The following is a 25,112-nucleotide window of genomic DNA, read 5'->3' on the forward strand; positions in this document are numbered from 1 at the left end:
GGCGATCGCCCGTGAGAAGGGGTCAGCAGGATTGCTGCTCAAGTCCGTTAGTCGTCAGTACGATGATCCATGAGTGAATTGTTGTGGACGTTGAGCCTCGTTGCTCAAAAACATCTCGCCCAAGCGCCGACGGTTTCCCCCTCGCTAGATCTGAATGGGGTTGATGCTGAGATGGCGATCGCCCGTCAGAATGGTGTGAATCTTGTGCAGGGCATGGAAGGTACTCCGGTGGAGTCTGTTTCTCCAGAGTTTAGCGTCCTTCCTCCGCAGGTGATGCCTAGCGACACCGCTTACAAGATGGGCGATCGCTCAATAGCCCCAGCGAACTCACCGTCCATGCTTGAGAAAACTCCCAAAGCCATTCCCCCCATTGATAGCGCGGATCTTGCTTCGACCTACTTTCAAGTGCCGTCGATGGTGTCTAGCACAATGCCGTTCCCAGAATTTCTAGAAACGGGAAGCAGTCCCTCGGTACGTCCGATGTCGGGTAGCCAACTCTACGCCCAGCGACTGGAAGCCCTGCGTAACGGTCAGACGTATACCCGTCTGCCACCAAATAGTTTTCAGAACGTGTGGCAAGACGCTACCTATCATCCCCAATATGAGGATTGGTTAGCCCTGCTGAAACGGGAAGCAGACGCGATGGCATGGGGGCAGGGCAGCAATCGCTTGACGGTGATTCTGGGTGATTCCCTCAGCCAGTGGTTTCCGAATGACCAATTACCGCACGATCGCTTTTGGCTCAATCAGGGCATTTCGGGGGATACCTCGGCGGGAGTGCTGCGGCGTCTGAGTCTGTTTGACGGGACGAATCCCGATGTGATCTATGTGATGGTGGGGATTAATGACCTCCGGGCTGGGGCAACCGATGCAGAGGTGCTGTCCAATCTTCAGCAAATCATGCATGAACTGCGCCAACGCCACCCCGATGCTCAGGTTTATGTTTACTCCTTGCTACCCACTCGCCTCCCTACTATTCCCAACGAACGGATTACAGCCTTGAACCAGGCGATCGCCCAAACCGCCCAACGCGAAAACGTCGCCTACCTCGATTTGCAGACGACGTTTGCGGATGATGAGGGCAACCTTCGCCTAGACTTAACAACCGATGGCCTCCATCTCAGTCGCTCTGGCTATGCGATGTGGCAATCGGCGTTGCGATGGTTCCAGTTGACCTAAGCTGCTGCTAAGAGGCCGTTATGACGAAGCAACGGTTCTGTGTCGGGTTCGCGTCCCCGGAACGCCTTGAACACCGTCATTGGATGCTGACTTCCCCCCAGGGCTAGCACCGTATCCCGGAAGCGGTGGCCGACTTGGGCGATCGCCTGTTCGTCTTCCAGTCCGGCTTCTTCAAAAGCGGCAAAGGCATCCGCACTCAGCACCTCGGCCCACTTATAGCTGTAATAGCCTGCGGCATAGCCGCCCGCAAAGATATGGCCGAACGCGCACAGAAACGCATCTTCGGGCAAGGGCGGCATCACCATCGTGGTCTGGGCAAGGCGATCGCGCACGTCCTCCGGAGTTTCCGAACCGTCGGGGTTATAGCGGGAATGGAGTTCAATATCCAGCAAGCTAAAGTGCAGTTGCCGCAGCATGGCGCTACCGCTCATGTAGGTGCGGGCTGCCAGCAACTTTTGATAGTAGTGTTCGGGTAAAGGCTCTCCGGTTTCATAATGGCGACCCAAACCGAGCAGGGTGGCACGGTGATAGCACCAGTTTTCCATGAACTGACTCGGTAACTCGACCGCATCCCACTCCACGTTGCTGATGCCTGCCGCTTCGGGATAATCCACCTGGGTCAGCATGTGCTGCAGACCGTGACCGAATTCGTGGAACAGGGTTTCGACTTCGTTGAAGGTCATCAGGCTCGGCTTATCGTCTACGGGAGGAGTTTGATTGCAAACGAGATAGGCCACTGGTAGCCGTACCGTCGTGCCATCCTCAGACACGAACTTGCCCCGCTGCACACACATATCCATCCAGGCACCGCCGCGCTTCTCTGCTGGACGGCTGTAGGCATCAAGATAGAAGTAGGCGATCGCCGCTCCTGATTCATCGGCTACTTTGAAGTAGCGCACATCGGGATGCCAAACGGGAGCCTGTCCATCGGCAGGAGAAATAGAAACGCCAAACAGCCGATGCGCTAACTCAAACAGCCCATTCAACACCTGATCCAGTGGAAAATAGGGGCGCAGTTCCTCGCTGTTGAACGCAAACTTTTCTTCCCGCTGCCGCTCTGACCAAAAGCTCACATCCCAATGCTTGAGATCATCCCCCGCACCGGGCTGCTTTTGATTGGCATAATCGCGCAGAGTGTCGAGTTCAGCCAAGGCCGCACCGTAGCTCACCTGCCGCAGCGATTCCATCAAATCTTCAACCGCTTGGACATTCGGAGCCATCTTGCTGGCAAGGCTCAACTCCGCGAAATTATCAAATCCGAGTAACGCGGCTTTCTCGTTCCGCAATTTTAAGATGCGCTGAATCAGGGGACGGTTGCTCGTGTCTCCGCTAGACGCACGGCTAACAAAAGCCTTGTACAGTTTTTCGCGCAGTTCCCGCTGCTGACTGTGCTGCATAAAGGGCACGTAGCTAGGGTAATCCAGAGTAATGCGCCAGGGGCCATTTTCGGGTGTAGCGTCTTCATGGCCTTCGGCACGGGCACTTTGCGCCGCTAGGGAAAGGAGGCTAGGGGGCAGTCCCGCTACATCGTCAGGGTCGGTGAGCAGGATACTAAAGGCTTTGGTGGCGTCTAGAACGTGGTTGGAAAACTGGGTGGAAAGTTCGGCAAGTTCAAGCTGAATTTCGTTGAACCGCTCCTTTTCAGCTCCCTCAAGCCCCACACCCGAAAATTCCGCATCCCGAAGGGCGGTTTCCACAATGCGATGTTGCGCTTCGTCTAACTGATGCCATTGCTCACCCTCGCGCAGGGCTTTGAATCCGTCATAAATGGGCTTGCTTTGGCTAAGACGATTAGAAAATTTAACCAGTTCAGGCTCAACCGCTTCGTAGGCACTGCGGAGTTCATCGCTATTTTTGACGCCCATCAAATGACCAATGATGCTCCACGTCCACGATAGACGTTCGCTGATGGCATTCAATGGCTCAACTAAGCCCGTCCAGGTTGGGTTGAGGGTCGCTTCTAAGGACGTAAGCTGATCTTCCAGATCAGATAACAGTTGCTGAACCGCAGGCACAATATGCTGGGGCTGGATCTGTTCAAAGGGAGGTAACCCCTGACCCACCAAAAGCGGATTTTCAAGCGCAGTTACAGATGAACTCATAAATTCTTGTAATTAGACTGGATTGGAATTTAGCACTACGTTTCAGTCTAGCGAGAATCCCTGTAGCTTGCCGATGCGACAGCTTAGGATCGGGCGTCCAGCATCGTGCGAATGTGGCGTAATTCGCTCAGGATTTCTTTCAGGAGGCGGTGGGTTACCGTTTCTGCCGATTCGCGCACTTCAATGGTGATGTGCTTAATCCCTAATACGTCTTGGGCAAAGCGGGCGACTTCATTGGGGTGAAACACGATGGGTTCGTCTTTATGGGTGCGGAATTCTGGATTGAGCCGAGTGGGGTCGTAATCAGGATTTAGATGCTCTGGATCAGTGTTGGCATAGCGGTACACCGAGGCGCGCGATCGCCCCAAGGCTTTTTGCACATCGTCTACGGTCATTAACCCATTGTGAGCAGTAACAGTTTCAGGATTCATGCGTTCGTACAAGAGGAGTCTAGGGAATAGAAGAGAGGCAAAAGATAGGATTCAACCATGACAGTGGTTTGCAATCTGAGGGTAGATGATGGGCGATCGCGTCTAGGCACGGGGGGGAGCGATCGCCCGTTCTGTCATCTAAACCTGGCGTTGCCAAATGCCCAAACCACTTATCAGAAAATTTATCAGTAGTATTGTAGAAGGTTGTTGCCGCGTTCGAGGTGTTGTCCACATCACTGTAGAAGGCAACGGAAATACCATAGCTTTTCCCGTACCTTGGCAAAACGCAGATGGGAACAGAGCCATTCACCAGTTAGAGGGACGTTTAATCTACACGATGCCTTGTAAAATCATCCTGAATCACTCAAACCGATAGTACATTCCCCTGATCGCTTTTCTACATCCCGTTTAGAAAAACGCTATACAATGGCTCAGAATTGCTCACCAATGGTCTGTTTGGATAACAATCCATGAAACAATCCGAATCCGATCACCCGAAGGCAGAATCCACCAATGAGCTGCTGGAGTGGTTTAAAACCTTGGGTATAGCGCTAGTTGCTGCTATTGGAATTCGCACCTTTATCGCCCAAGCCTTCCATATTCCCTCCGAATCGATGGTTCCCACCCTCGAAGTGGGCGATCGCCTGATTGTGTTTAAGCCAAGCTACCTGTTTAGCGAACCCAGTACAGGCGACATCATCGTTTTTGAAGCTCCTCCCAGTGCGGTCAAAGCGTGTAATTTACCTAACGGTCAAACCAGCGATTTTATTAAACGTGTCATTGGTACACCGGGTGAGCAGGTTGCGGTTAGCGGTGGCCAAACCTTTATCAACGGTGCCGTCGATGCCGAACCCTACCTTGCCGAGGCACCCAACTATCAACTTCCCACCGTCACCGTGCCCCCCAACTCACTCCTAGTACTCGGCGACAACCGCAACAATAGCTGCGACGGCCACGTTTGGGGCTTCTTGCCGGAGGATCGCATCGTGGGACGGGCGGTTTTCCGCTATTGGCCACCCAACCGGATTGGCCCGCTGTAGACCAACTGTAGATAAGTTGTAGACAACGCAAAGTTGCTTTGCTATACCTCCTCCGTCACCTGCGACTACCATAGGGACAGACCACCCTAGGGAAATGAATCTAATCTTGCAGTTTTTTTACTGTGAGACTGGTTACATTAGCCGATATGCAGAAGCTTTTGTTTGACGATCAAACCTCGGTTCGAGCCTACGCCTTATTCGTTGGCGAACGGCTCAACCTCAAAATGCTGGAGAATACTGAAACTCTGGCGATTATGCCCCTTGTGGTTCCAGTGGGTTCGCAGGGCTGTGCGGCGTTATTCAAATACGGAGCCGTTGTTCTGTTTGGATTACAGCCCGTTGAAGAGGCCGCATTTCTGACCCAACTTCAGGCGTTGATTGTCGATCCGTTTCCCTCCCCAGAAACGGAAGAAACCAGTCTTCACCTCGATGCATCGGGTAAGGGACGAGTGGAACCCGATGGCATTTGGCTGCCTGAATTTAGCGTCGAGCATGTGCAAATCGTCTCGGTGATTTTGGCAAAAAGTGTGGTGCTCGCCCACTACGAGAACAGCACCGCAAAACTGTTTGATCGGATCGAGCCGTTTGCTGCCAAGCTCCAGCGCACGGCTAAGGACGAGCGACTCAGCAAGGAATTACTGACCCAGATCGGCACAAATTTGTTTATCCAGAACAAAATCGTAGGACGGGTCGAAATTATTGATAAGCCGGAAATGCTGTGGGATGCGCCAAATTTAGAGCGTCTGTTTCTGCGGCTGGAAGATGAGTATGAAATTCGTGAGCGTCATTTAGCCCTAGAACGCAAGCTGGAACTAATTTCACGCACTGCTGAAACTGCCCTAGACCTTCTCCAGCACAACTCAACCCTGCGGATGGAGTGGTACATTGTGCTGCTGATTGTCATTGAGATTTTACTATCCACCTATGATTTGTTCTTTAGCGGCGCTTGATGCCGATTCCCGATCGATAGCTTGAAGTCGATCGCCCCAACGGTCTATTGTTGTGATGACCTGCTAGAAGGTTTCCATGCCTTCAGTTTAGAGAATCCCAACAGACAGTTAGGAGCTAGTCACTGTGGAACGCACATTTCTTGCAATTAAGCCCGACGGCGTCCAGCGCGGCCTGGTGGGCGAAATTATCAGCCGCTTTGAAACGAAAGGGTTCAACCTGGTTGGACTCAAAATGATGACGGTTAGCCGTGAGCTAGCCGAGCGTCATTACGATGTTCACAAAGACAAGCCATTTTTTGCAGGCTTGGTGGACTTCATTACCTCTGCCCCGGTGGTGGCAATGGTGTGGGAAGGGGATGGCGTAGTTGCCTCTGCCCGCAAAATCATTGGTGCTACCAATCCTCTCAACGCCGAACCAGGAACGATTCGCGGAGATTTTGGGGTAAGCATCGGCCGCAACATCATCCACGGTTCAGATGCCATTGAAACGGCTCAGCGGGAAGTATCCCTATGGTTCAGCGATGGGGAACTGTCCAACTGGGATCCTACGATCAAGCCCTGGCTGTACGAATAGGAAAGCATAGGGGTATGCGATCGCACCCCACAAATGAAAGCGCCTTACTCATTAGATTTAGATAATGATACCCCCGTGAAGCTGTGCCTCGCGGGGGTATTGTTTCGTTGGTTTTGTTAGGCTTTCGGGGTTTTGAACGGTGTCTTCTTCTTTTTCTTGGCCTTTTCCTTTTCGTACTCTAGTTCCTTGAGCTTTTTAAGGATGCGACCAAAGTACTCTTGCATGTAATCTTCCAGACGGGTGGTTTCCTCTGGGTCGATGCCAAACGTTGCGTAGGTTTCCTCCATGGATGCCGTCAATGGTTTCCCAGAGGCGATCACCTCGGCAAAGGCAAGGCGATCGGACACATTCCAGCCCCATTCAAAAAAGCTCGTAATTTTGCGAGTGGCGCGGAGTAAGCCCAACGGCATGCGGGAGATCTTTGCATCCCGACCCGATGACCGTTCACAAAGGCGAATAATTTCGTAGGCACTCCAAGCGCGGGGGCCAACGACGGGAAAGGTTTTCTTTTCGGTTTCGGGAACTTCGAGGGCTTTGATGGCGAATTTAGCGATGTCCTGCGTATTCATATAGGCGATTGGAGCGGTGTCGCCCATGACCCAAACGGCCTGACGTTCCAGGATGGGAATCGCATACTGACCGATCAGACCCTGCATGAATCCGCACGGTCTGAGGATGGTGTAATTCAGCCCTGACTCAGCCAGAAATTTCTCGGTGCAGTGCTTAATATTCATCAGCGGCACGTCCGGGTATTTCTCAGCATCCAGGATAGAGAAAAAGATAAACCGTTCGACGCCCGCTTCCACAGCGGCTTGGATGAGCGCTACCTTTCCTTCCCAGTCCACCTGATACATTCGTGCGGAGTCCGTAGCCCGGGTTGTAGCCGCGTCGATCACCGCTGTAATTCCCTCTAGCGCTCCAGGTAACGTTTCCGGCTCACGTAGATCGCCTAGCACCAGATCGGCACCCCATTCTTTAAGAAATGCAGCTTTCTTGGGACTCCGCACCAAGCAGCGAACCTTGTATCCTTCGTCCAGTGCGCGGCGAGTTACCTGCCTCCCTAGCGTACCAGTAGCACCAACAACCAATAGAGTCATGAGGGTATATGGGAATTTCGATAACAAAACTTTAACTTTTTCTAAGATACCACTCAGAATGAGGTAGTTTCCTGAAAGGTGATCTATAGGAAGGGCGTTAAGGCAGAAGCGGCGATCGCCCCCTCTAATCGCCTATAGACTCGCTCTAATCCGCGCTAAGAATATTTAAAATACACTGGGTTTCCAGTAGGGCAAGGCGATCGCTCTCCAGGAGGGTACAGGTTGGCACTACGGTTTGCAGGACGGGCAGTTGCCCCGCGTCGAGGGTGGCGATCGCATCCTCGGCGGCAGGCTGATATTGTTGCAGCCAGGGATTGTTCTGCAGATATTTCGGATTAAAGGCGGACGATCGCACCAGCCAGAAATCGATGCCGTACTCTTCGATGAGCGATCGCACCTGACTTGGCTCCAAACTGTACTGAGCCTGAATCAGATCACTCGTTCGCTTGCGAATTTCTGTGTAGTAGCCCACGTGATAGGGAAGGGCGTACTCATCTCCGGTGAGAATCGGTCGCTGGGCAAAGGTCGGTAGGTTATTGGCTTCGTTATCCAGGGAGGCGATTAAGGTATCGGGAGGCTGCGATCGCAGGTAGCGGTAGAGGGTGGCTTCCGTACCGATTTCGTAGCGGGGAATGGGGAACTCAGCAACAAAGGCAGGATAGAACACCAGGAGCGCTGATAGGAGTCCGGTTCCGGCGATCGCCGCCGTTGTCTTGAGGGGCGATCGCTGCGCCACATCCGTAGAACCATTCGACTCAGCGGGCGATCCGGGAAAAGCCCACTGGATAAGGGCATCCATCACCACAGTAATGACAATGCCAGCACTGATAGTTAGCAAGACTCGCAGGCTATGTTCGGTGTAGCGGCTGGGTAAATGCAGCTTGAACAGCAGCAGATGCGCCAGGGCAAACAGCCCCAGGGAGGTGATCAGCAGTTGGGGCAGGAGGACGACGTTCCGGGTTAGGGCACGGACGAGGGGTAGACGAGCTGGGAACCGGATACAGAGAGGCAGCAGCAGTCCCAGGGCGTTTGTAGCGGGAGTCAGAATCGACTCAAGGCGGAGTCCGCCCCGGCCTTTGGTCCAAAAGCTCCAGGGATTCGCATCGTCAAAAAAGGCCGATCGTCCACCGGGCAAGAACTCTGGCATCCGTCGCGCTGCCTCTGCCGTGACCACAGGGCCAAAGGGATTGGGCAATACGACGTAGGGCAACAGGACGACGAACGCGGCGACCAGTCCCGTAATGCACACTTGGCGATCGCGCCCATCGGTTACAATTTTGAGCCGTCCCCGATCCCACATCCCCAGGCGTAGCACCAGCACCCCCGCCCCCACCAGCATCACCTGGGGGTAGAACAAACCCAGAAGTCCTAGAGAAATAGCGCAAGGGAGGGGCGATCGCCGCAGGAGATAGTACAGAAATGCCAAAAACAGCGGATAAATGAAGGCCTTAGGCGTTGCCGAGAAGATGGCATCCGTCATGGCTAATGCCTGACTCAGCAACACCGACGCGCAGAATCCGGCAACCGGAACAGGCAGGATTTGAATCGTTACCCCAAAGCACAACGCTGCCGTGATCAGGCTCAGAATGGGCGGCAAAATTTTACTGAATAGCAGCGGGTCAATACCAACCAGAGCCGCACCATGGTAAAGCCACTGATATCCCCAGGGCGCAACACTCTGAAAGTAGTCGGCAATCCAGTCGTTCGGAAACAGCGTGGAATCCATAAACCGCTGCATCCAAAAGACGTGCTGGCGGGCGTCGTCCTGAACCACAAAGTCGCTGCTAAACGCGATTCGCAAGGCCAGAAAACTATAGATAGCGGCAAAGGTGAGGCTGAGACTGAGCCAAAATACTGTTTGCGATCGCGATCGCAGGGGTCGAAATACAGAATGAACCACGGCAAAGTCTAGAAACAGTGGGGATCAAGTCCCATTAAACCGTGCTTGTGCCTCCGGTGGACATTACACACCTTTACAGGCCGATCTGTGCAAAGCAGGCGATAACACACTAATCTAATAAAGAGGCCGAATTCATGCCGTTCTCGCTGAGAGATGCTGAACGCGGCTAACTTTGTATCCCGATGCAGCACACGGGTTGCATCTCTCTAGAGTTTTGGAAGTGGACGCTGAGTGTGCCGAACGTAGGCATTATTTATAACGACATTAAACCGATTGCCTGTCGAGTCGCTGACGAGCTTAAGCAAACGTTCAGCCAGCACGGGTATACCGTTCATACTGCGACTGGGGTGGGTGGCATTTTGGGCTATTCCAGCCCAGAGCGACCCGTTTGTCATACCCCGATTGATAAACTCGTGCCGCCAGAGTTTGATGAAACGATGGAGTTTGCGGTGGTTCTGGGTGGCGACGGCACAGTGCTGTCTGCCTTCCGTCAGATTGCCCCGTGCCAAATTCCGCTCCTGGCTATCAATACTGGACATATGGGGTTCTTAACGGAAACCTATCTGAATCAATTGCCCCAAGCGATAGATGCCCTGAAACGTGGAGAGTACTCCATTGAAGAACGGGTGATGATCACTGTTCAAGTCTTCCGCGACGGCTACCTGATCTGGGAGGCACTGTGCCTGAACGAGATGGTGATTCATCGCGAACCGTTGACCAGCATGTGCCATTTCGAGATTGAAATTGGTCAACATGCTCCGGTGGATGTGGCAGCGGATGGGGTGATCATTGCCACGCCTACGGGTTCTACAGCCTATGCCCTCTCCGCAGGTGGCCCGGTGATTACCCCCGGCGTTCCCGTTTTACAACTAATTCCCATTTGTCCCCATTCCCTAGCCTCCCGTGCGCTGGTCTTCTCAGACGAGGAGCCTGTGACGATCTTTGCCGCCAATCCTGATCGCCTGGTGATGGTGGTCGATGGCAATGCCGGATGCTATGTGTTGCCGGAAGATCGGGTGCAGATTTATCGATCGCCCTACCGTGCCAAGTTCATTCGCCTGCGCCCACCGGAATTTTTCCATGTGTTGCGGGAAAAACTGGGCTGGGGCTTGCCCCACATCGCTAAGCCAACCTCGGTGGAGTTGCCCTAAACGTTAACGCTGGGTTCGCTGTCGGCGTGCTTCGTACAGAATTAAGGCCGTGGCGATCGCCGCATTTAAGGATTCCACTCCCGGAGCCAGCGGGATTTGCACCTGCTCATCGGCAAGTTGGGCTAATTCAGGGGACAGTCCGGCTCCCTCATTGCCAATCAAAATCAGCGTGGGTTGAGTGAAGTCCAACTCCCAATAGGTCTTGGAGGCCGTCGGTAACGTTGCGACAATCTGCATCCCCTCGGCTTGCCGTTCCTGCACATCCGCCACGAGATCGGAACTTACCATCATGGGCAAGCGAAACCACTGCCCTGCCGAGGCTCGCAACACCTTGGGATGATCTAAATCCACACTGTCGGGACTGATCCACAGGCCATCTACCCCGGCGGCGGCGGCGGTGCGGATAATGGTTCCGACGTTCCCCGGATCCTGCAACGACTCGATCGCCAATCCTAGGGAAACATCCACCGGAACCGACTCATGCAGGCGATCGCGCCCAGCCGTGGCAACCACACCATCGGGCGTAACCGTAGTGGCGATCGCCGCAATAATCTCTGGACTCACCACCTCTACCCGCTCAGCAGCGGCGGCGGCTTGCTGGCAGAGGTCGGGATACCGCGTTTGCCATGCCTCCGTAAAACAGAGGACGCTGAGGGGAAGGTGGGCAGCACAAGCTTCCTCAACGAGGTGGGTTCCTTCTAAAAGAAAGACCTGTTGACGATGACGCTCCTTGGTTTGGTGGAGCTTGCGAAGCTGTTTAACCAGCGGATTTTGCAGACTCGTGAGCATAGGGGTTAGGACGTTAGGGCCGCCTTGGCCTGGTGTTGCAGCATCAGACCATACTCCAAGCCTTCCACGATCGCCTGGTAGGATGCCTCGATGATGTTGGTGGATACGCCCACCGTCGTCCAGCGCTGATAGCCGTTGCTGGATTCGATCAAGACTCTGGGCTTAGCGCTGGTTCCCGCCCCCCCGTCTAAAATCCGCACTTTGTAGTCCGTGAGGTGGAACTCGGCAATTTCAGGGTAAAAATTCGTTAACGCCTTCCGCAGTGCCGCATCCAAGGCTGAAACCGGGCCATTGCCTTCCGCCGCTTCCAGAATTTCCTGGTCGTTAACGGTGACTTTGATCGTGGCGAGGGAACGACTGTTCCAAACGTCAGCATCCGGCTTCATGTCGCAATGCACCTGGAACCCTTCCACCCCGAAGAAATGGGGACGTTGCCCCAGCGCTTCCCGCATCATCAGTTCAAAACTGGCCTCGGCAGCTTCAAATTGGTATCCCTCATTTTCCAGCTCTTTGAGACGCTGCAAAAGCTGACGACAGGTGGGATCTTGCTTATCCAGGTCAATGCCAAAACTGCGGGCTTTCGCTAACACGTTGCTGAGTCCGGCTTGATCGGAAATGACAATGCGCCGACGGTTGCCCACCTGCTCCGGACGGATGTGTTCGTAGGTGAGAGGGTTCCGCTCAACGGCACTGACATGGATGCCGCCCTTATGGGCAAAGGCAGAGAGGCCGACAAACGGGGCATGGTCATCCGGCGCAAGGTTTGCAATTTCGCTAATTAGACGGCTGGAATCGGTGAGTTGACCCAGTTGGTCTGACTGGATGCATTGATAGCCTAGCTTCAGTTGCAGGTTCGGAATCAAGGTGCAGAGGTTGGCATTACCGCAACGCTCGCCATAGCCGTTAATCGTGCCCTGAACCATGCGTGCCCCTTCCATCACCGCCGCGATCGCATTCGCCACCGCTGTTCCCGAATCATTGTGGGTGTGGATGCCTAATTGGGGCGAGGCTAGTGGCTCTAGGGTGGGTAAGGTTCCGCCTTCAACGGGTTGAATACCCAGAGTCTGCACCACATCCCGCACGATCGCCTGTACCTCGTGGGGCAAGGTTCCGCCATTGGTATCGCACAAAACCAGCCACTCTGCGCCGCCTGCGATCGCCGCTTTCAGGGTGTCCAGGGCATAGTCTGGATTAGCCTCATACCCATCAAACCAATGTTCGGCATCGTAGATGACGCGGCGATCGTTCTGCCGGAAGAAGGCCACCGAATCGCGGATCATCGCCAGATTTTCCTCTAGGGTGGTTTTTAGACCTTCCGTAACGTGTAAATCCCAGGACTTGCCAAACATCGTCACCCAATGGGTTCCCGCTGCTAGGATCGACTGCAACAGCGTATCCTCCTCCGCAGATTTCCCCGGACGACGAGTGGAGCAAAAGGCGACGACATTGGCCTGGGTCAGAGGTTCTTCCTGAAGCCGCCAAAAGAACTGGACATCCTTAGGATTCGCTCCTGGCCATCCCCCTTCAATTAACGGAATTCCTAACCGATCGAGCTGGTGAGCAATCCGCATTTTGTCATCAATGGAAAGGGATAAGCCTTCTCGCTGTGCGCCATCGCGAAGCGTCGTGTCGTAGATCCAGATGGGAGTTTGCCGTCGGGTGGTTGTCTCGGAGGTCATGGGTTCAGAAAAGTCAGTCCTGGGAATATCGGTTCAAAACGAAATAGCTGAGTCGTCAGCGCTGATCCACCAAAAACGAAATCTTAAAATATCAAGGTGTATACCATTTACCCACCAGAGTATATGCCGATCATTAAAGCGCAAGGTCAAACGTTTGAGTGCGCATCGAATACTAACTTGAGAACCGCACTGCTTCAGCAGGGAATTGCCCTTCATAACGGTCAATCGGCTCTGATTAACTGCCGAGGGTTGGGAACCTGTGGTACCTGTGCGGTGGAGATTGATGGTGATGTGTCAGAAACCAACTGGCGCGATCGCACCCGGCGATCGCTTCCTCCCCATTCTCTCACGCAAAATCGTCGCTTAGCATGTCAAACCCGCGTCTTGGGTGATGTGAAGGTAACAAAGTACGACGGCTTTTGGGGACAGGGCGACACTCCAGTTTGGACACCTGACCCTGAATAGCAACGCTAAATGTGGCAAGGCATTAAAATGTATTTGCTAAACTTGATCGCTATACTACGCGTTGTAGTGCTAAATATATCGAAGATCTTGCATCTCATCTAAAGTGATTTGATTTAGAATCGCAAGCAATCGTTGTGTAATCTCTTGGGGAGGGCGACGAACAGCAAAAATCACGCCGTAGTGTGTTTGTCCTGAATTAAAGTAACGTTGCACAAGTTCCTCAAAGTCAGTTCGATTGTGAGTGACCAGAGTTCTTGATTGGCTTACAGCGTAAGCAAGTTGTTCCGCGTCAGTTGAATGAAGTTGTCCTGCATCGCGTGCAGTGATGACATCAAAGCCTCTTGCTCGAAGTAAGTCAGCTATCAAAACGTTGACATCTTCATCAAGGTACAAACAAACAAATAAATAAGCGGCTCACAAGGCTCTAACCAATGGATCTATTAACTCATCAGGAATACGGTTTCGCTCTATATGGTCGTTAATTTCCGTTTGATGGTCACTGTAATACGTTAACGCTCCAAATACTTGTCCTAGGGTCAGATGAGGCATCCCTTTGGGAATTTCTTCAGGTGCAACACCCATTCGCCAAGTCTCAACAATGGCTCTGACAGGTGTACGAGTTCCTCGGATGATAGGTTCTCCATGTAGAATCTCATCATCTCGCACAACATAAAGATATTCTGTCGTTTGAACCATTTTCCCCTCCCAGACTGATTATCTTATTATCGCCCATGCTAGTAGTCCCCTATGCAAGGCAGCATAATACCCTCAACACAGCGGACGGATGCAAGCCACTGGTGCTAAGTTCAAGGTTATCTGCCGCTGCTGGATGGGAACGATAGTTGTACGGGCGGGTTTAGCCGATAGTCCTTGCCTTATACCGGGGAGTAATTGCGAAACCCACCCCAGCCCACCGGATGAATGATTTGGATTTGATATCAAACCCTACTCTTAGGAGGCGATCGCATTGACCGGACGGCAACCGAATCCAACCTCTATTGAGAACATTGTGTCTTGGCTCATGGGAGAGGAGCCAAGCACCTCTGAATCGCTGTTTACGCCAGAGGCCGCATCGGATTCTGAACCGTCTGACCCATTGGAGCAGCCTCCCAGCACAGAACCGTCCAGCGCAGAAACGATTCCACCGATCTTCCCATCAAATCCTTCCCCGTTGGAAACACCAGAACCAGCAGTGCCGGATTCCCTTGCAGGATCTAGTTTTTCAGAGCTTAATCCACCGCCACCGTCCGAGAATGCTGGGGAAGAGCGATCGCCCACCCCCGTTTCCACCCCAGCAGCAGCTACACCTCAGCCGATGCCTGCCGCTGAAGGAGAAGGGCGATCGCCCGTTGGTGAACCTCAACCGTTACCGAGTATTGCCCCCCCATCCCCGTCCCCGGAAACATTTATCCAACCAGGGATGCGTCCCACCGAACCCGAGGTAGCTTTGTTCTCGGTTGAAGTCCCTGGGGGTACAGATACGGAACCCATTCCTCCTGTCCCAGATACAGGCCGTCCGGTTGATCGCCCTGCCGAAACGCCCCTAACCAGCGAACCAGCGGCGATACCCGTGGATCAGACCTTCCTTCAACTGCTGACTCACTATCAGCAGCAGCACGGTGAAGCGGCCACCCAGGAACTACTATCCAGGGCGCTAATTGAGTACGAACAGCGCAATGGCATACCGGGAACGAACGAACTGCTGCGTCGGGTCATGCAGGCAATTCGCGAGGACGAAGGGACAGCCGTAGCCGCTAGCGTGGTGTCTAATTTAGCGGAAGACTTGGGAGACGTGCCACCGATGGAATCTGGGGCGGTGGCGATCGCCGATTTTCCCGATCCAGAAGCGCAACGGGTGCCGCCGCCGCCCGTCGTAGAAACGAATATCTCGAATGTGCCGATCCCCACTGCTGCCGGGGATAGCAGCCGTCAAAATCTGCTCAATTTTTTGCCGTTAGCGTTGGTCGCCGCGATCGCGGGCAGTGCGCTGGCGTTTACCCTTTTGCGTCGGTCTCAGCAGGTTCCGTTCACCCTCTTTGCCCTATCAGGGTGGACAGAGATTGTCCCCTGGGTGGAGGATGCGATCGCCAGTCAAATTCCGTCCCCTCCTCCCAGTCCCTCCCCACCGATTACTGAGCCTGTAGAACCGATCGAGCCGATTCAGCCCATTGAACCGATTGAACCATTCGACCCGAATCCCTCCCCGCTGCCCAACCCCACCGCATCGCCCACAACGCTGCCCTATCCCAATCCGGATGAGCCATTACCTGGAGTTCAGCTTTGGTGATGGCGCGGTTTTCCGATCCGCACCCGTTCTGAAAGATTGATAAATTTGACCTACAGTTTTCATTGGGGGCTTAGTTTCAAGGAGAGGTACGGTGGCTCAAGCAACGGATGTATTAATCGTGGGCGGTGGCATGATTGGCATGGCGATCGCCGTTGAATTAGCGCTGCGGGGACGAGCCGTAACCGTGTTGACGCGCAGCACCTCGGAGGCGGCAGGACTCGCGGCGGCAGGAATGCTGGCTCCCCAAGCGGAAGAGATTGACCATGCCGCCCTGCTGGATCTTTGTGTTCGCAGTCGGTCGCTGTATCCAGACTGGATTGCAAAACTAGAAGAACTCAGCGGTCAGTCGGCAGGATATTGGCCCTGTGGGATTCTGGCACCGCTGTACTCTAGCCCGTCAGTCTCCACACGCTTACCAGGGACAGAATCTTCCCTCCCCCGGCAATGGCTGGATCAAATGGCCATTCGCTACGCCCAGCCCGGCCTGGGTGCGGATGTGGTTGGCGGCTGGTGGTATCCAGAAGACGGACAGGTTGATAATCGCGCGTTGATGGCGGTGCTCAAGGGAGCCGCAGAAGGGCTAGGGGTTCGCATTCAAACGGGCATTACCTTAACCGGACTACGCCAGCGTTGCGGTCAAATTCAGTCCGTGCAGACCACAGCGGAGGACTGGCACGCCCATCATTACGTTTTAGCCCTGGGAGCCTGGAGCCATGATCTGCTTCCCCTTCCGGTGCATCCCTGTAAGGGACAAATGCTGTCCTTACAGGGCGCAGATCGGTTAGAGACGCCCCTGCGACGGGTGCTGTTTGGCGAGGACATTTACATTGTGCCGCGTCGGAATGGACAGATTGTGATTGGCGCAACGAGTGAACGGGTAGGCTTTCAACCGGGCAATACGGCAGCAGGCATTCAAGCCCTGTTGCAGCGAGCCACCCGCCTGGTTCCTGGCTTAGAAGCGTTAACCATCGAGGAACTGTGGTGGGGCTTTCGTCCGACGCCCCCGGATGAGCTACCGATCCTAGGGGAAAGTCCATGGGAAAATCTAACCTTGGCAACAGGCCATCATCGGAATGGCGTTCTGTTAGCTCCCGTCACCGCCTCGCTACTAGCCGATCGCATTGTGAACCAAACGGACGATCCATTGCTGTCCCATTTTTCATGGCAGCGATTCACAACGTCTGCAACCTCTGGGGCGATCGCTCCTCTCTCGCCCTCCCCTGTATCCTATGCTCAACCTGTATTGGAGTCTATACCTGTGCAAACCTTAGAATCTTCGGCTACACCCCTATCCACCTTTGAGGATTCCCCCCTTGTAATTGCGGGACGGTCTTTCAAATCGCGCTTGATGACCGGATCGGGGAAATACCGAACCTTTGATCACATGCGCGGGGCGATCGCCGCTAGTGGATGCGAAATCGTCACGGTGGCTATCCGCCGCGTCCAGACCAATGCCCCCGGACACGAAGGCTTAGCCGAGGCTCTGGACTGGAGCAAAATTTGGATGCTGCCCAACACGGCAGGCTGCAAAACCGCCGAGGAAGCGGTACGAGTGGCGCGATTGGGGCGTGAAATGGCCAAGTTGCTGGGTCAGGAAGACAATACCTTCGTCAAGCTGGAAGTCATCCCCGATCCCAAGTATCTGTTACCCGACCCGATCGGCACCCTCGAAGCTGCGGAACAACTGGTTAAAGAAGGGTTTGCAGTGCTGCCCTACATCAATGCTGATCCCTTACTAGCCAAACGCCTTGAAGAGGCAGGCTGTGCCACCGTGATGCCTCTGGGATCGCCGATTGGGTCGGGGCAGGGCATTCGCAACGCCGCCAATATCGAGATCATCATCGAGAATGCTTCAATTCCGGTGGTGGTGGATGCCGGAATTGGGACGCCCAGCGAGGCGGCGATGGCAATGGAAATGGGGGCATCGGCACTGCTGATCAACTCGGCGATTGCCCTGGCTCAGAATCCCGTCCTAATGGCGCAGGCCATGGGACAGGCCACCGCCGCTGGACGCATGGCCTACCTAGCAGGGCGCATTCCCGTCAAAACCTATGCGATCGCCAGTTCCCCCATCACCGGAACCATCACGGAGTAGGAGCTAAAACGGGATGTCGTCAAAATTCGTCTCGTCAGTGCTTGGAGCAGCATAGGCAGGTTGGGGAAGCTCTTGACGGACGGTCTTGGCGGCAGGTGGCGGGCTAGACAGGCGCGATGGGGTGGCGGCGGTCGTAGCGACGGGCGCACTATAGCTAGTCACCGTCCCGCCCGAACCCAAACGATGCAAACGCCGAACCGTCACCTCCGCCCGCTTTTCTTTGAACCCTTCCGGGCGATCGACGGTGTTCATGCTGAGGCGACCTTCAATCAAAATGCGATCGCCCGCATGGTATTGCTCCTGAATTTCCTGCGCGAGATTGCCCCAGCCAATCGCCTTCAGTTGGGCAGGGGGTTCACCCTCCCGGGTTCCCTCAATCTGCACCATCATTTCGGCGATCGCCAGATTATCTGCGGTGTAGCGGAGCTGCGGATCCTGGACGATGTCGGCTAAAAAAATGCAACTGTTCATGGCGTTGAAATGGTCTTAAAAGTGGTTGGACTAGGTGATCGCTTTCGATACCACCGGAGAGCGCTAGTGTCCCTAAACCCTTGGTGTAGCGATACCGAAACGAGTGCTTGTTCCGGCGAACCGTCGCAAGCGGCTTCATCATATCGTGTTTGGCTTGGGCGTCAACCCCGAAGCAGCCTTTTTCTAGCTTAAAACATTTGTACTGCTTTCGAAAAGGGCGATCGCTACAGGCTGAGGGTTTCATAATCGTAGGACGATTCACCCAGGTCAATTTCTCGATCCACAAATTCTTGGACGTAGGCGCGATACTCCCGCAAAGTCTCGTCCACCCAACCGCGATCGTTGCTGTTGGCCACAAGATGCACCAACGGTTCCCCCGCATCGGGCAAGACCAAGATCCAGCTATCGTGCTGCGCGTTCAGAATCTTGACGCCATCCGTCAGGTCTAAATCTTCACTGGGATGACTTTCGACAAAATAGCGCATCAGTCGGCCTTTCACCGTCCACGGACACCGGACCGTAATAGAGCGATGACAAACACGCGGTAATTCTGCCCGAATTTGAGCCAGTGAACGATCCTGAATCGTCAGTTTCTCAATCAACTTGGCAATACAGAACATGGCGTCAAAGCCGGGGTGGAGTTGGGGGAAAATAAAGCCCATCTCGCCACTGCCCCCTAGCACAACGTCCTGATCCGCGTGGCAAGCCTCCATGAGCGCCGTCGGATTCGCCTTGGTTCGCACCACCCTGGCATCGTGGCGACGGGCAATTTGCTCCACAGCGCTAGAGGCGTTGACTGGAACCACAATCGTGGATCGCGGATGCTCCGTTAAGAAGACATGCGCCATGAGGGCCGTTAGCAATTCTCCGCGAATGGGACTGCCAGTTTCGTCTACCAAGATGAGTTGTTCCCCATTCGCAGACACCTGCACACCTAGATTGGCCTTAATCGCTTCGACCACATGACCCAACTGATTCAGCAGCACCTCCCGGTCTTGGGCAGATGGCGCGTTCTGACTCAAGCTGGCATTGAGAACCACGGCATCACAGTCAAACTTATTCAGCAACTGGGGCAGCACTGCACCCGACACCGCGTACACGTAGTCAATCACGACTTTAGAATTACCGTTCCGGATGGCCTCCACATTCAGCAAGCGCTCAAAGGCAATGCTGTAAAGGTTCACGATTTGGCTGGGATAAACAACGTCGCCAATCTCTGGGATCTGTGCCCGTCGGAAATCTTCCTTAAAATACGCCCCTTCGATCTTTTTCTCGCGGGCTTTTGAGATATTAATGCCGTGCTCATCAAAGAATTCAATCAAAATATGGTCGGAACGCTCTGGATCCACCCGCACATGGATTCCCGCTGCACCTTGAAGGATGGGAACCACGGTACGGGCAAGCGGAATAGCGGTGGCTTCAAGGTTCTGAACATTAATGCCGACCGACATCAACCCAGCAATGAGCGATCGCGACACCATCCGCGAAATACTGCGCTGATCTCGTGAAACCATCACTTCCGAACCGGGTTTTAGCGTCGAGCCAAAGGCCGCTCCCAGCCGTACGGCAAATTCCGGCGTTATATCAATATTGGCTAATCCCGCCACGCCCCGTTGCCCAAACAAATTGCGATGCGCGGCCTGTCCCCAGATTAAATTCATATTCAAGATCGCCCCTGGTTCAATGAGCTTACTTGGCCAGACGCGCACACCGGGGTTAACCTGAGCCTCCTCACCGACGGTAGATAGCGATCCTACAACCGCCCCTTCCAACACATGAGCCCGTCGATCAACCCGAACACCCCGACCCGTCACACAGGCTCGCAAGTGCGCCTCATCACCAACGATGACTCCATTCCAAATGATCGGGCGTTTCAAATCTGCATCAGATCCGACAGTTACGTTATCGCCAATCACGGTTCCCGGTTCAATCGTCACCCGTTCGCCAATGCGGCAGTTGTGCCCGATTAATACGGGGGCTTTTAGGTGGGCGGTAGAGTTGATATGGGTGTTCTGCCCAATCCAAATACCGGGCGATCGCTCCTCGTAGGCAAAATCAAGCTGAACCCGTTGCGAAAGGGCATCGTACTGGGCTTTGCGATAGGCATCTAGATGACCCACATCGCACCAGTACCCATCCGTAATAAAGCCATACATGGGTTCGCCCTTTTCCAACAGCAACGGAAAGAGATCTTTCGAAAAATCCGCTTCCTGATTGGGGGGCAGGTATTCCAAAACCTCTGGTTCCAGAATGTAGGTGCCAGTGTTCACCGTATCCGAGAAAATTTCGCTGCTGGATGGCTTTTCTAAAAATCGACGAATGCGCTGGGCTTCATCGGTAATCACCACACCGAACTCTAGGGGGGTTGGAACGTGCTTTAGAATCAGCGTTGCCTTTGCGCCACGCTCTTTGTGGAACCGAATCGCGGCTGACAAATCAAAATCAGTAATACTATCACCGCTAATCACCAGAAACGTGCTGTCGAGGAGTTCAGCCACATTCTTTACACATCCGGCGGTGCCCAGGGGTTGATCTTCTTCGACCGCATAGGTCATCTGGACTCCGAAATCGCTACCATCCTGGAAATAGTCCCGCATCACATCCGGCAAATAATGGAGCGTTGCAATAATTTCCCGGATATGGTGCCGTTTGAGCAGATTAATAATGTGTTCGGCAATTGGGCGATTGAGAATCGGCACCATGGGTTTGGGTAAATCGCAGGTGAGCGGACGTAGCCGCGTTCCTGAACCTCCGGCCATCAACACTGCTCTCATGATGTCCTCCTTAACAGTTAGCGATCTCGACACCCACGATGGGCAAAAGTCTAGAGTCCTTGGATGCCAGCACAGTCTTCACGCTTTAGAGTGTAGGTACCTGAGCGACACAAGCTGGAAACGGAAGCGTTTACTCAAGGCGTTTGATCATCCCCATGGCTCACTCTATTGAACCGTGGGGAAATGTAAAAAAATACGAAGTTAAAGCATTGACTCTATATGCTTCTGAGCATACCGAAGAAAGCGGTTTCCCTGCTGACTATATCAAACGTGAAGGGGCGAAACCGAATGCTCTCTATCCTTCACGGGCAGTCATTACGTTTAGTATTCAAACAAGCATGATGGTTCTGAGCATACCCCAGGCCATAGTCGGGTTTTTGTCAGCTATCCTACACTGAAAGGAAGACTCTGAATTTGAATCGGATTCTGAATCAGCGTCATTGTTCAACCGTTTCTGGAGATTGTGCAATGCCTTTGCTTGGACTATTGTTACTCCTTGCCTATGGTGGCGGAGCTTGGAAATTTTGGAATGGCTTTCACCGTACGAATTACAGTCAGGGGCGTTTGTATCTCACAGCGCTCTGGCCTGTGCTGCTAGCCGCAAACCGTTCCTATCGGCAGAATTTTAATAAAGCACTAAAGGGATAGGCGTTTCCTAAGGGCGAGGGGCTATTATGCAGCCCCTGGTTCGTACTTCAGCACGGAATCACGCTGTACGCCCGATCTGCTTACGTCGTTTAGGGATACGTCATGGCAAAAAAAGCAAATACAAATACTGCCAGTGGGCCAGGATTATCAGGTTTTTTGGGCGATCGCCCCACCGGGTGGCAGCTCCTCATTGATGCAGTCGCTCAGCGCTACAACAAGGAATACAAGGGAGAAGCGTTTGATTTACCTGCCGAAGTGGAAGCGTTACCCGTCTTTCGGGATTGGGCCAGTCATCAGTTAGCCAGCCGGATTGCGTCTCCCTTTTGGGCGATCGCCAAACCGAAAAAGGGCGATCGCTGTCTTGATTTGGGCTGTGGGTTAAGTTTTTTGATCTATCCTTGGCGGGACTGGGAGGCCTACTTCTACGGGCAGGATATCAGCACCGTTGCGCGAGATGCCCTCACCTCCCGTGGCCCCCAACTTAATTCCAAATTATTCAAAGGCGTTCACCTAGGGGCAGCCCACCAACTTCCCTACGAGCTGCAGCAGTTTGACCTAGTCATCGCGACGGGGTGGAGCTGCTATTATCCGTTGGCCTATTGGGACACGGTCCTTGACGGCATTAAGAAAGTGTTAAAGCCGGGTAGCAGCCTTGTCTTTGACGTGATTGACCCAGAGGCGGAGTTGGCTGAGAACTGGGCCATTTTAGAAATGTACCTGGGAGCGGAGGTCTTCCTAGAACCGTTGGACAACTGGAAAGCACTGCTAAAAGCCAAGGGGGGCAAAATCACCAAAACCCAGCCTGGAGAATTATTCCAACTCTACAAGGTGACCTTTGGGTGAGCGATCGCCTGTGGCTCATTGGCGGCACCCAGGACAGTAAAATCCTGGCTCAGCACCTTGTAGAAGCGGGGATTCCCTGTGTGGCTAGCGTCACTACCGAATCGGCGCGATCGCTCTATCCCGTTGCCCCCACTCTGGTTTGTCATGTGGGAACCCTAAATGCATCCCAGATCACCGAGTTTGTGCAACGCTATCGAGTCATCGGCATTCTGGATGCCTCCCATCCCTTTGCGGTGGATATTTCGCAGCAGGCGATCGCCCTTGCCCAAACGCTGAAACTTCCCTATCTTCGCTACGAGCGCCCTACGATTGATTCCGATCCTCAATCTGAACCGTTTAGTGAGACCGCCAATAGTCTGCAAACCGTCCTCGCCAGCGGTGCCCTTCAGGGAGAACGGGTGCTATTCACCCTCGGCTATCGATGGCTAGGCCAGCTCAAGGCGTATCAAGATCAAGCGGTTCTCTTCGCCCGGATTTTACCCTCGGAGGTGGCTCTGAAAGCGGCGATCGCCGCAGGCTTTACCTCCGATCGCCTGATTGCCCTCCGTCCCCCCATCTCCCCTTCCCTAGAGCGGGCACTCTGGCAACAGTGGCGGATTTCCGTCGTCGTGACCAAGGCATCGGGTGCGCCGGGCGGCGAGGATGTGAAGCGTCAACTGGCCAAGGAGTTAGGGATTCGCTGTGTGGCGATCGCCCGTCCTGCCATCCCCTATCCCCAATGGACATCGGATTTGACCACATCGCTAGCGTTTTGCAAACAGGTTTATGAATCTGCACATCACATCTAGGGTGGTTCGCGGTTGGCTAAATCTGTTTTAATGAGGTGACTGGCATCCACACATCAAGCACACGTCAAGGGCGTACCTATGCCTGAATTAATTTCTCGCCTCATTCTGTTGGGGTTAGCCATTTACTTCCTGTGGGTTTGGGGACTCAAACGAGTGCCTCAGGTCTATTTAACCTGGTTAGGGGGCATTTTTATTGTCCTCTTTATCTTGGTGGCCTTCTTTGAACCCAGCAATGATGCGGTGTCTGCCGTTTCGGATATTCTGCTGTTTCCGCTAACCCCGCTCGGCCTCAGCATCATTCTGCTGGCGAGCGTTCTGCGGGTAGGCATTAAGGAGATCAAAGGCGGGGGACAAATTTTAGCCGCGCTGATTATCCTGGTGGTGGCGAGTTTGCCGATCGTATCCTATACGCTAGTCGCCCAAGCCCAAGACACGGCCACGGTACGTAGGAATCAGGCCCGTTTGCAGGAGCCCGTGGCGGCGATTGTGATTTTAGGCAGCAGCACGAAACCGACCGATCCCATCTATATTGCCGATGGCCCGGTCAGTCAGGCGGAAAGTGGCTTCGGTACCTCCTTTTTGACCCGTCTGACTGTCGGTGCCCGCCTCTATAACGAGCAACGTCAACGAGGACAACCTCCCTTCATGGTGGTCAGCCCTGGCTTTCAATGGGTCGATACAGCAGCAGTCGAACAAAATATTCGCTCCATTCTGACCAGCCAGGGGGTGCCCAATGCCGCGATTTTGGTAGATAGCGACTCCCAAAGTTTGCGGAGTAGCGCTGTCCGAGTTGGGGAGCTATTGTCAGCAAAAGGCTTGAAAGTCGATCTCCTCATCAATGATGAAGAACAAATCAACATCATTGATCGGGAAGGTCAATTATTTAATATCGTGCTAGTTGCCCCAGCCCTGATCATGCGGCGGGCGCGACTCACCTTTGCCCAGGCATTGAGCCTTACAGAGCAAAACGTTATCCCCTCCGCCACCGATTTCTTCGGGTTTCAATTTCGGGACGAACTGTCCCTCGCTCGCCTGCGGGATTTGATCCCCAATGCGGACGCGCTTACCCTGTCCACCCGTGTTGTCGAAGAGTATTTGATCTATATGTACTACTTCTTGCGGGGATGGCTTCTCAATCCGTTGGCCTATTAGCCCTAAACCCACACATCTTGAACGCGATCGCAGCAAGGACATGGACAGATTATGGGGATACTCAAATCCGGTCAATCCCTCCTGTCATGCTAGCGATCGCGCCCCAGACTTCATCCCTAACGACTTTGCCCAAGCACCAGATTGTGCAGCATCGTGTAGTCTTCGTCCATCAGCTTGAACGGATTGCCATTTCTCATTTTGACAATGGCTTTAGATTTGTCGCCTTTCCATTCGATGCTGGAAATCTGTTCCAGATTAATCGTGTACGTTCCATTCTGAAGCGTTACGAATTGCGACATAGTAATCCTTCAAGTCAGCATCAAGTGATCTGCTACTGGGTAGTCAGTCACTAGGAACTAGTTTAGAAAATCTTGTTCACAGTGCAAGCTACGGAAATCTGAGGAAATACCCAGCCTGCATGGGTCATTCTCTTTATGGGTTAGGGCGATCGCTGATAGAATCACGCAGGTCTCCGCTACAGTCTGGCGCAAGGATTACAAGATCCAGTCTCCTACCGTCATGGAATGCTAAAAAATTTCCGAGACATTCCCCTTGTTGGGTGAATTATAAGTTTTTGTTGTGGTGTATATTAACAAAAGTAAATATTTGTTCATCGCCTCGTTAGCTTTTAGACGGGAAGCCCCGCGATGTACCTGAAAGGTCAGCGTCGGGATGAGAGGCGCGTGAGTTGAGGTAC

Annotated in this window: 24 protein-coding genes; 13 read left to right on the forward strand and 11 right to left on the reverse strand. The window is 53.6% G+C overall.

The genetic code is table 11. The annotated features are described in order from the left end of the window. Positions 1–69 precede the first annotated feature (69 nt). The gene (locus IGR76_07530; protein ID MBF2078361.1) at positions 70–1,179 is read left to right on the forward strand and encodes a hypothetical protein; all 1,110 of its coding nucleotides are present in this window, start codon (positions 70–72) and stop codon (positions 1,177–1,179) included. Here the strand turns inward: IGR76_07530 and IGR76_07535 are convergent. Continuing rightward, entirely contained in the window at positions 1,176–3,281 is a 2,106-nt protein-coding gene (locus tag IGR76_07535) for a M3 family metallopeptidase (protein ID MBF2078362.1), read from the reverse strand. The genes IGR76_07530 and IGR76_07535 overlap by 4 nt on opposite strands. A gap of 83 nt (positions 3,282–3,364) precedes the next feature. Beyond that, the gene (locus IGR76_07540; protein MBF2078363.1) at positions 3,365–3,712 is read right to left on the reverse strand and encodes a resolvase; all 348 of its coding nucleotides are present in this window, start codon (positions 3,710–3,712) and stop codon (positions 3,365–3,367) included. Positions 3,713–4,182: 470 nt separating this feature from the next. On the opposite strand from IGR76_07540, the gene lepB reads away from it, so the two are divergent. The 3 genes from lepB (at position 4,183) to ndk (ending at position 6,276) form a co-directional block, all read left to right on the forward strand. Further along, positions 4,183–4,752 carry a signal peptidase I gene (gene lepB / locus IGR76_07545; protein MBF2078364.1) on the forward strand — a complete coding sequence of 190 codons (570 nt, stop codon included), beginning with the start codon at positions 4,183–4,185 and terminating at the stop codon, positions 4,750–4,752. A 146-nt stretch (positions 4,753–4,898) separates the two neighbouring features. After that, positions 4,899–5,702 (forward strand): RMD1 family protein, encoded by an 804-nt coding sequence (locus IGR76_07550; protein MBF2078365.1) that lies wholly within the window; start codon positions 4,899–4,901, stop codon positions 5,700–5,702. Between the two features lie 124 nt (positions 5,703–5,826). Next, positions 5,827–6,276, forward strand: coding sequence for a nucleoside-diphosphate kinase (gene ndk, locus IGR76_07555; protein MBF2078366.1), 450 nt, complete (start codon positions 5,827–5,829; stop codon positions 6,274–6,276). A gap of 116 nt (positions 6,277–6,392) precedes the next feature. Here ndk and IGR76_07560 read toward each other — a convergent pair whose 3' ends face one another. Both IGR76_07560 and IGR76_07565 read right to left on the reverse strand, forming a co-directional pair. After that, entirely contained in the window at positions 6,393–7,373 is a 981-nt protein-coding gene (locus IGR76_07560) for an SDR family oxidoreductase (protein ID MBF2078367.1), read from the reverse strand. 145 nt (positions 7,374–7,518) lie between these two features. Then, entirely contained in the window at positions 7,519–9,273 is a 1,755-nt protein-coding gene (locus IGR76_07565; protein MBF2078368.1) for a hypothetical protein, read from the reverse strand. Positions 9,274–9,506: 233 nt separating this feature from the next. Here IGR76_07565 and IGR76_07570 point away from each other — a divergent pair, with 233 nt between their 5' ends. Further along, positions 9,507–10,424: an NAD(+) kinase gene (locus tag IGR76_07570; protein ID MBF2078369.1), complete on the forward strand. Its 918-nt coding sequence runs from the start codon at positions 9,507–9,509 to the stop codon at positions 10,422–10,424. A gap of 3 nt (positions 10,425–10,427) precedes the next feature. Here the strand turns inward: IGR76_07570 and IGR76_07575 are convergent, their stop codons facing one another. Together IGR76_07575 and cimA are read right to left on the reverse strand one after the other, a co-directional pair. After that, the gene (locus IGR76_07575; GenBank protein MBF2078370.1) at positions 10,428–11,213 is read right to left on the reverse strand and encodes an RNA methyltransferase; all 786 of its coding nucleotides are present in this window, start codon (positions 11,211–11,213) and stop codon (positions 10,428–10,430) included. A gap of 5 nt (positions 11,214–11,218) precedes the next feature. Further along, positions 11,219–12,892 (reverse strand): citramalate synthase, encoded by a 1,674-nt coding sequence (cimA, locus tag IGR76_07580; protein MBF2078371.1) that lies wholly within the window; start codon positions 12,890–12,892, stop codon positions 11,219–11,221. 123 nt (positions 12,893–13,015) lie between these two features. On the opposite strand from cimA, the gene IGR76_07585 reads away from it, so the two are divergent. Beyond that, the gene (locus tag IGR76_07585; protein ID MBF2078372.1) at positions 13,016–13,357 is read left to right on the forward strand and encodes a (2Fe-2S)-binding protein; all 342 of its coding nucleotides are present in this window, start codon (positions 13,016–13,018) and stop codon (positions 13,355–13,357) included. 69 nt (positions 13,358–13,426) lie between these two features. Here IGR76_07585 and IGR76_07590 read toward each other — a convergent pair whose 3' ends face one another. After that, a complete protein-coding gene (locus tag IGR76_07590) occupies positions 13,427–13,750 on the reverse strand; it encodes a DUF5615 family PIN-like protein (GenBank protein MBF2078373.1) in 324 nt (107 codons plus the stop codon). Between the two features lie 21 nt (positions 13,751–13,771). Next, positions 13,772–14,053, reverse strand: coding sequence for a DUF433 domain-containing protein (locus IGR76_07595; GenBank protein MBF2078374.1), 282 nt, complete (start codon positions 14,051–14,053; stop codon positions 13,772–13,774). 271 nt (positions 14,054–14,324) lie between these two features. Between IGR76_07595 and IGR76_07600 the strand changes: the two genes are divergently transcribed. Together IGR76_07600 and thiO are read left to right on the forward strand one after the other, a co-directional pair. Continuing rightward, positions 14,325–15,644, forward strand: a complete 1,320-nt coding sequence (locus IGR76_07600; GenBank protein MBF2078375.1) for a hypothetical protein — start codon at positions 14,325–14,327, stop codon at positions 15,642–15,644. Positions 15,645–15,735: 91 nt separating this feature from the next. Further along, the gene (gene thiO, locus IGR76_07605) at positions 15,736–17,739 is read left to right on the forward strand and encodes a glycine oxidase ThiO (protein ID MBF2078376.1); all 2,004 of its coding nucleotides are present in this window, start codon (positions 15,736–15,738) and stop codon (positions 17,737–17,739) included. 3 nt (positions 17,740–17,742) lie between these two features. On the opposite strand, the gene IGR76_07610 is transcribed toward thiO, so the two are convergent. Both IGR76_07610 and IGR76_07615 read right to left on the reverse strand, forming a co-directional pair. Next, the gene (locus IGR76_07610) at positions 17,743–18,210 is read right to left on the reverse strand and encodes a single-stranded DNA-binding protein (protein ID MBF2078377.1); all 468 of its coding nucleotides are present in this window, start codon (positions 18,208–18,210) and stop codon (positions 17,743–17,745) included. A gap of 224 nt (positions 18,211–18,434) precedes the next feature. After that, positions 18,435–20,984 (reverse strand): mannose-1-phosphate guanyltransferase, encoded by a 2,550-nt coding sequence (locus tag IGR76_07615; protein MBF2078378.1) that lies wholly within the window; start codon positions 20,982–20,984, stop codon positions 18,435–18,437. Between the two features lie 155 nt (positions 20,985–21,139). On the opposite strand from IGR76_07615, the gene IGR76_07620 reads away from it, so the two are divergent. The 5 genes from IGR76_07620 to IGR76_07640 all read left to right on the forward strand — a co-directional run bounded on the left by IGR76_07620 (position 21,140) and on the right by IGR76_07640 (position 24,415). Then, on the forward strand, positions 21,140–21,382 hold the full coding sequence (locus IGR76_07620; GenBank protein MBF2078379.1) for a hypothetical protein: 243 nt from the start codon (positions 21,140–21,142) through the stop codon (positions 21,380–21,382). A 70-nt stretch (positions 21,383–21,452) separates the two neighbouring features. Continuing rightward, positions 21,453–21,632: a hypothetical protein gene (locus IGR76_07625; protein MBF2078380.1), complete on the forward strand. Its 180-nt coding sequence runs from the start codon at positions 21,453–21,455 to the stop codon at positions 21,630–21,632. Positions 21,633–21,734: 102 nt separating this feature from the next. Further along, positions 21,735–22,475 (forward strand): class I SAM-dependent methyltransferase, encoded by a 741-nt coding sequence (locus IGR76_07630; protein MBF2078381.1) that lies wholly within the window; start codon positions 21,735–21,737, stop codon positions 22,473–22,475. Further along, the gene (locus tag IGR76_07635) at positions 22,445–23,263 is read left to right on the forward strand and encodes a cobalt-precorrin-6A reductase (protein MBF2078382.1); all 819 of its coding nucleotides are present in this window, start codon (positions 22,445–22,447) and stop codon (positions 23,261–23,263) included. The genes IGR76_07630 and IGR76_07635 overlap by 31 nt, the downstream gene beginning before the upstream one ends. A 78-nt stretch (positions 23,264–23,341) precedes the next feature. Further along, positions 23,342–24,415 (forward strand): YdcF family protein, encoded by a 1,074-nt coding sequence (locus IGR76_07640; GenBank protein MBF2078383.1) that lies wholly within the window; start codon positions 23,342–23,344, stop codon positions 24,413–24,415. Between the two features lie 116 nt (positions 24,416–24,531). Here IGR76_07640 and IGR76_07645 read toward each other — a convergent pair whose 3' ends face one another. Further along, positions 24,532–24,714: a hypothetical protein gene (locus tag IGR76_07645; protein MBF2078384.1), complete on the reverse strand. Its 183-nt coding sequence runs from the start codon at positions 24,712–24,714 to the stop codon at positions 24,532–24,534. Positions 24,715–25,112: the final 398 nt, after the last annotated feature.

The sequence above is a fragment of the Synechococcales cyanobacterium T60_A2020_003 genome, from assembly GCA_015272205.1.
In the GTDB taxonomy this organism is placed as follows: Bacteria; Cyanobacteriota; Cyanobacteriia; order RECH01; family RECH01; genus JACYMB01.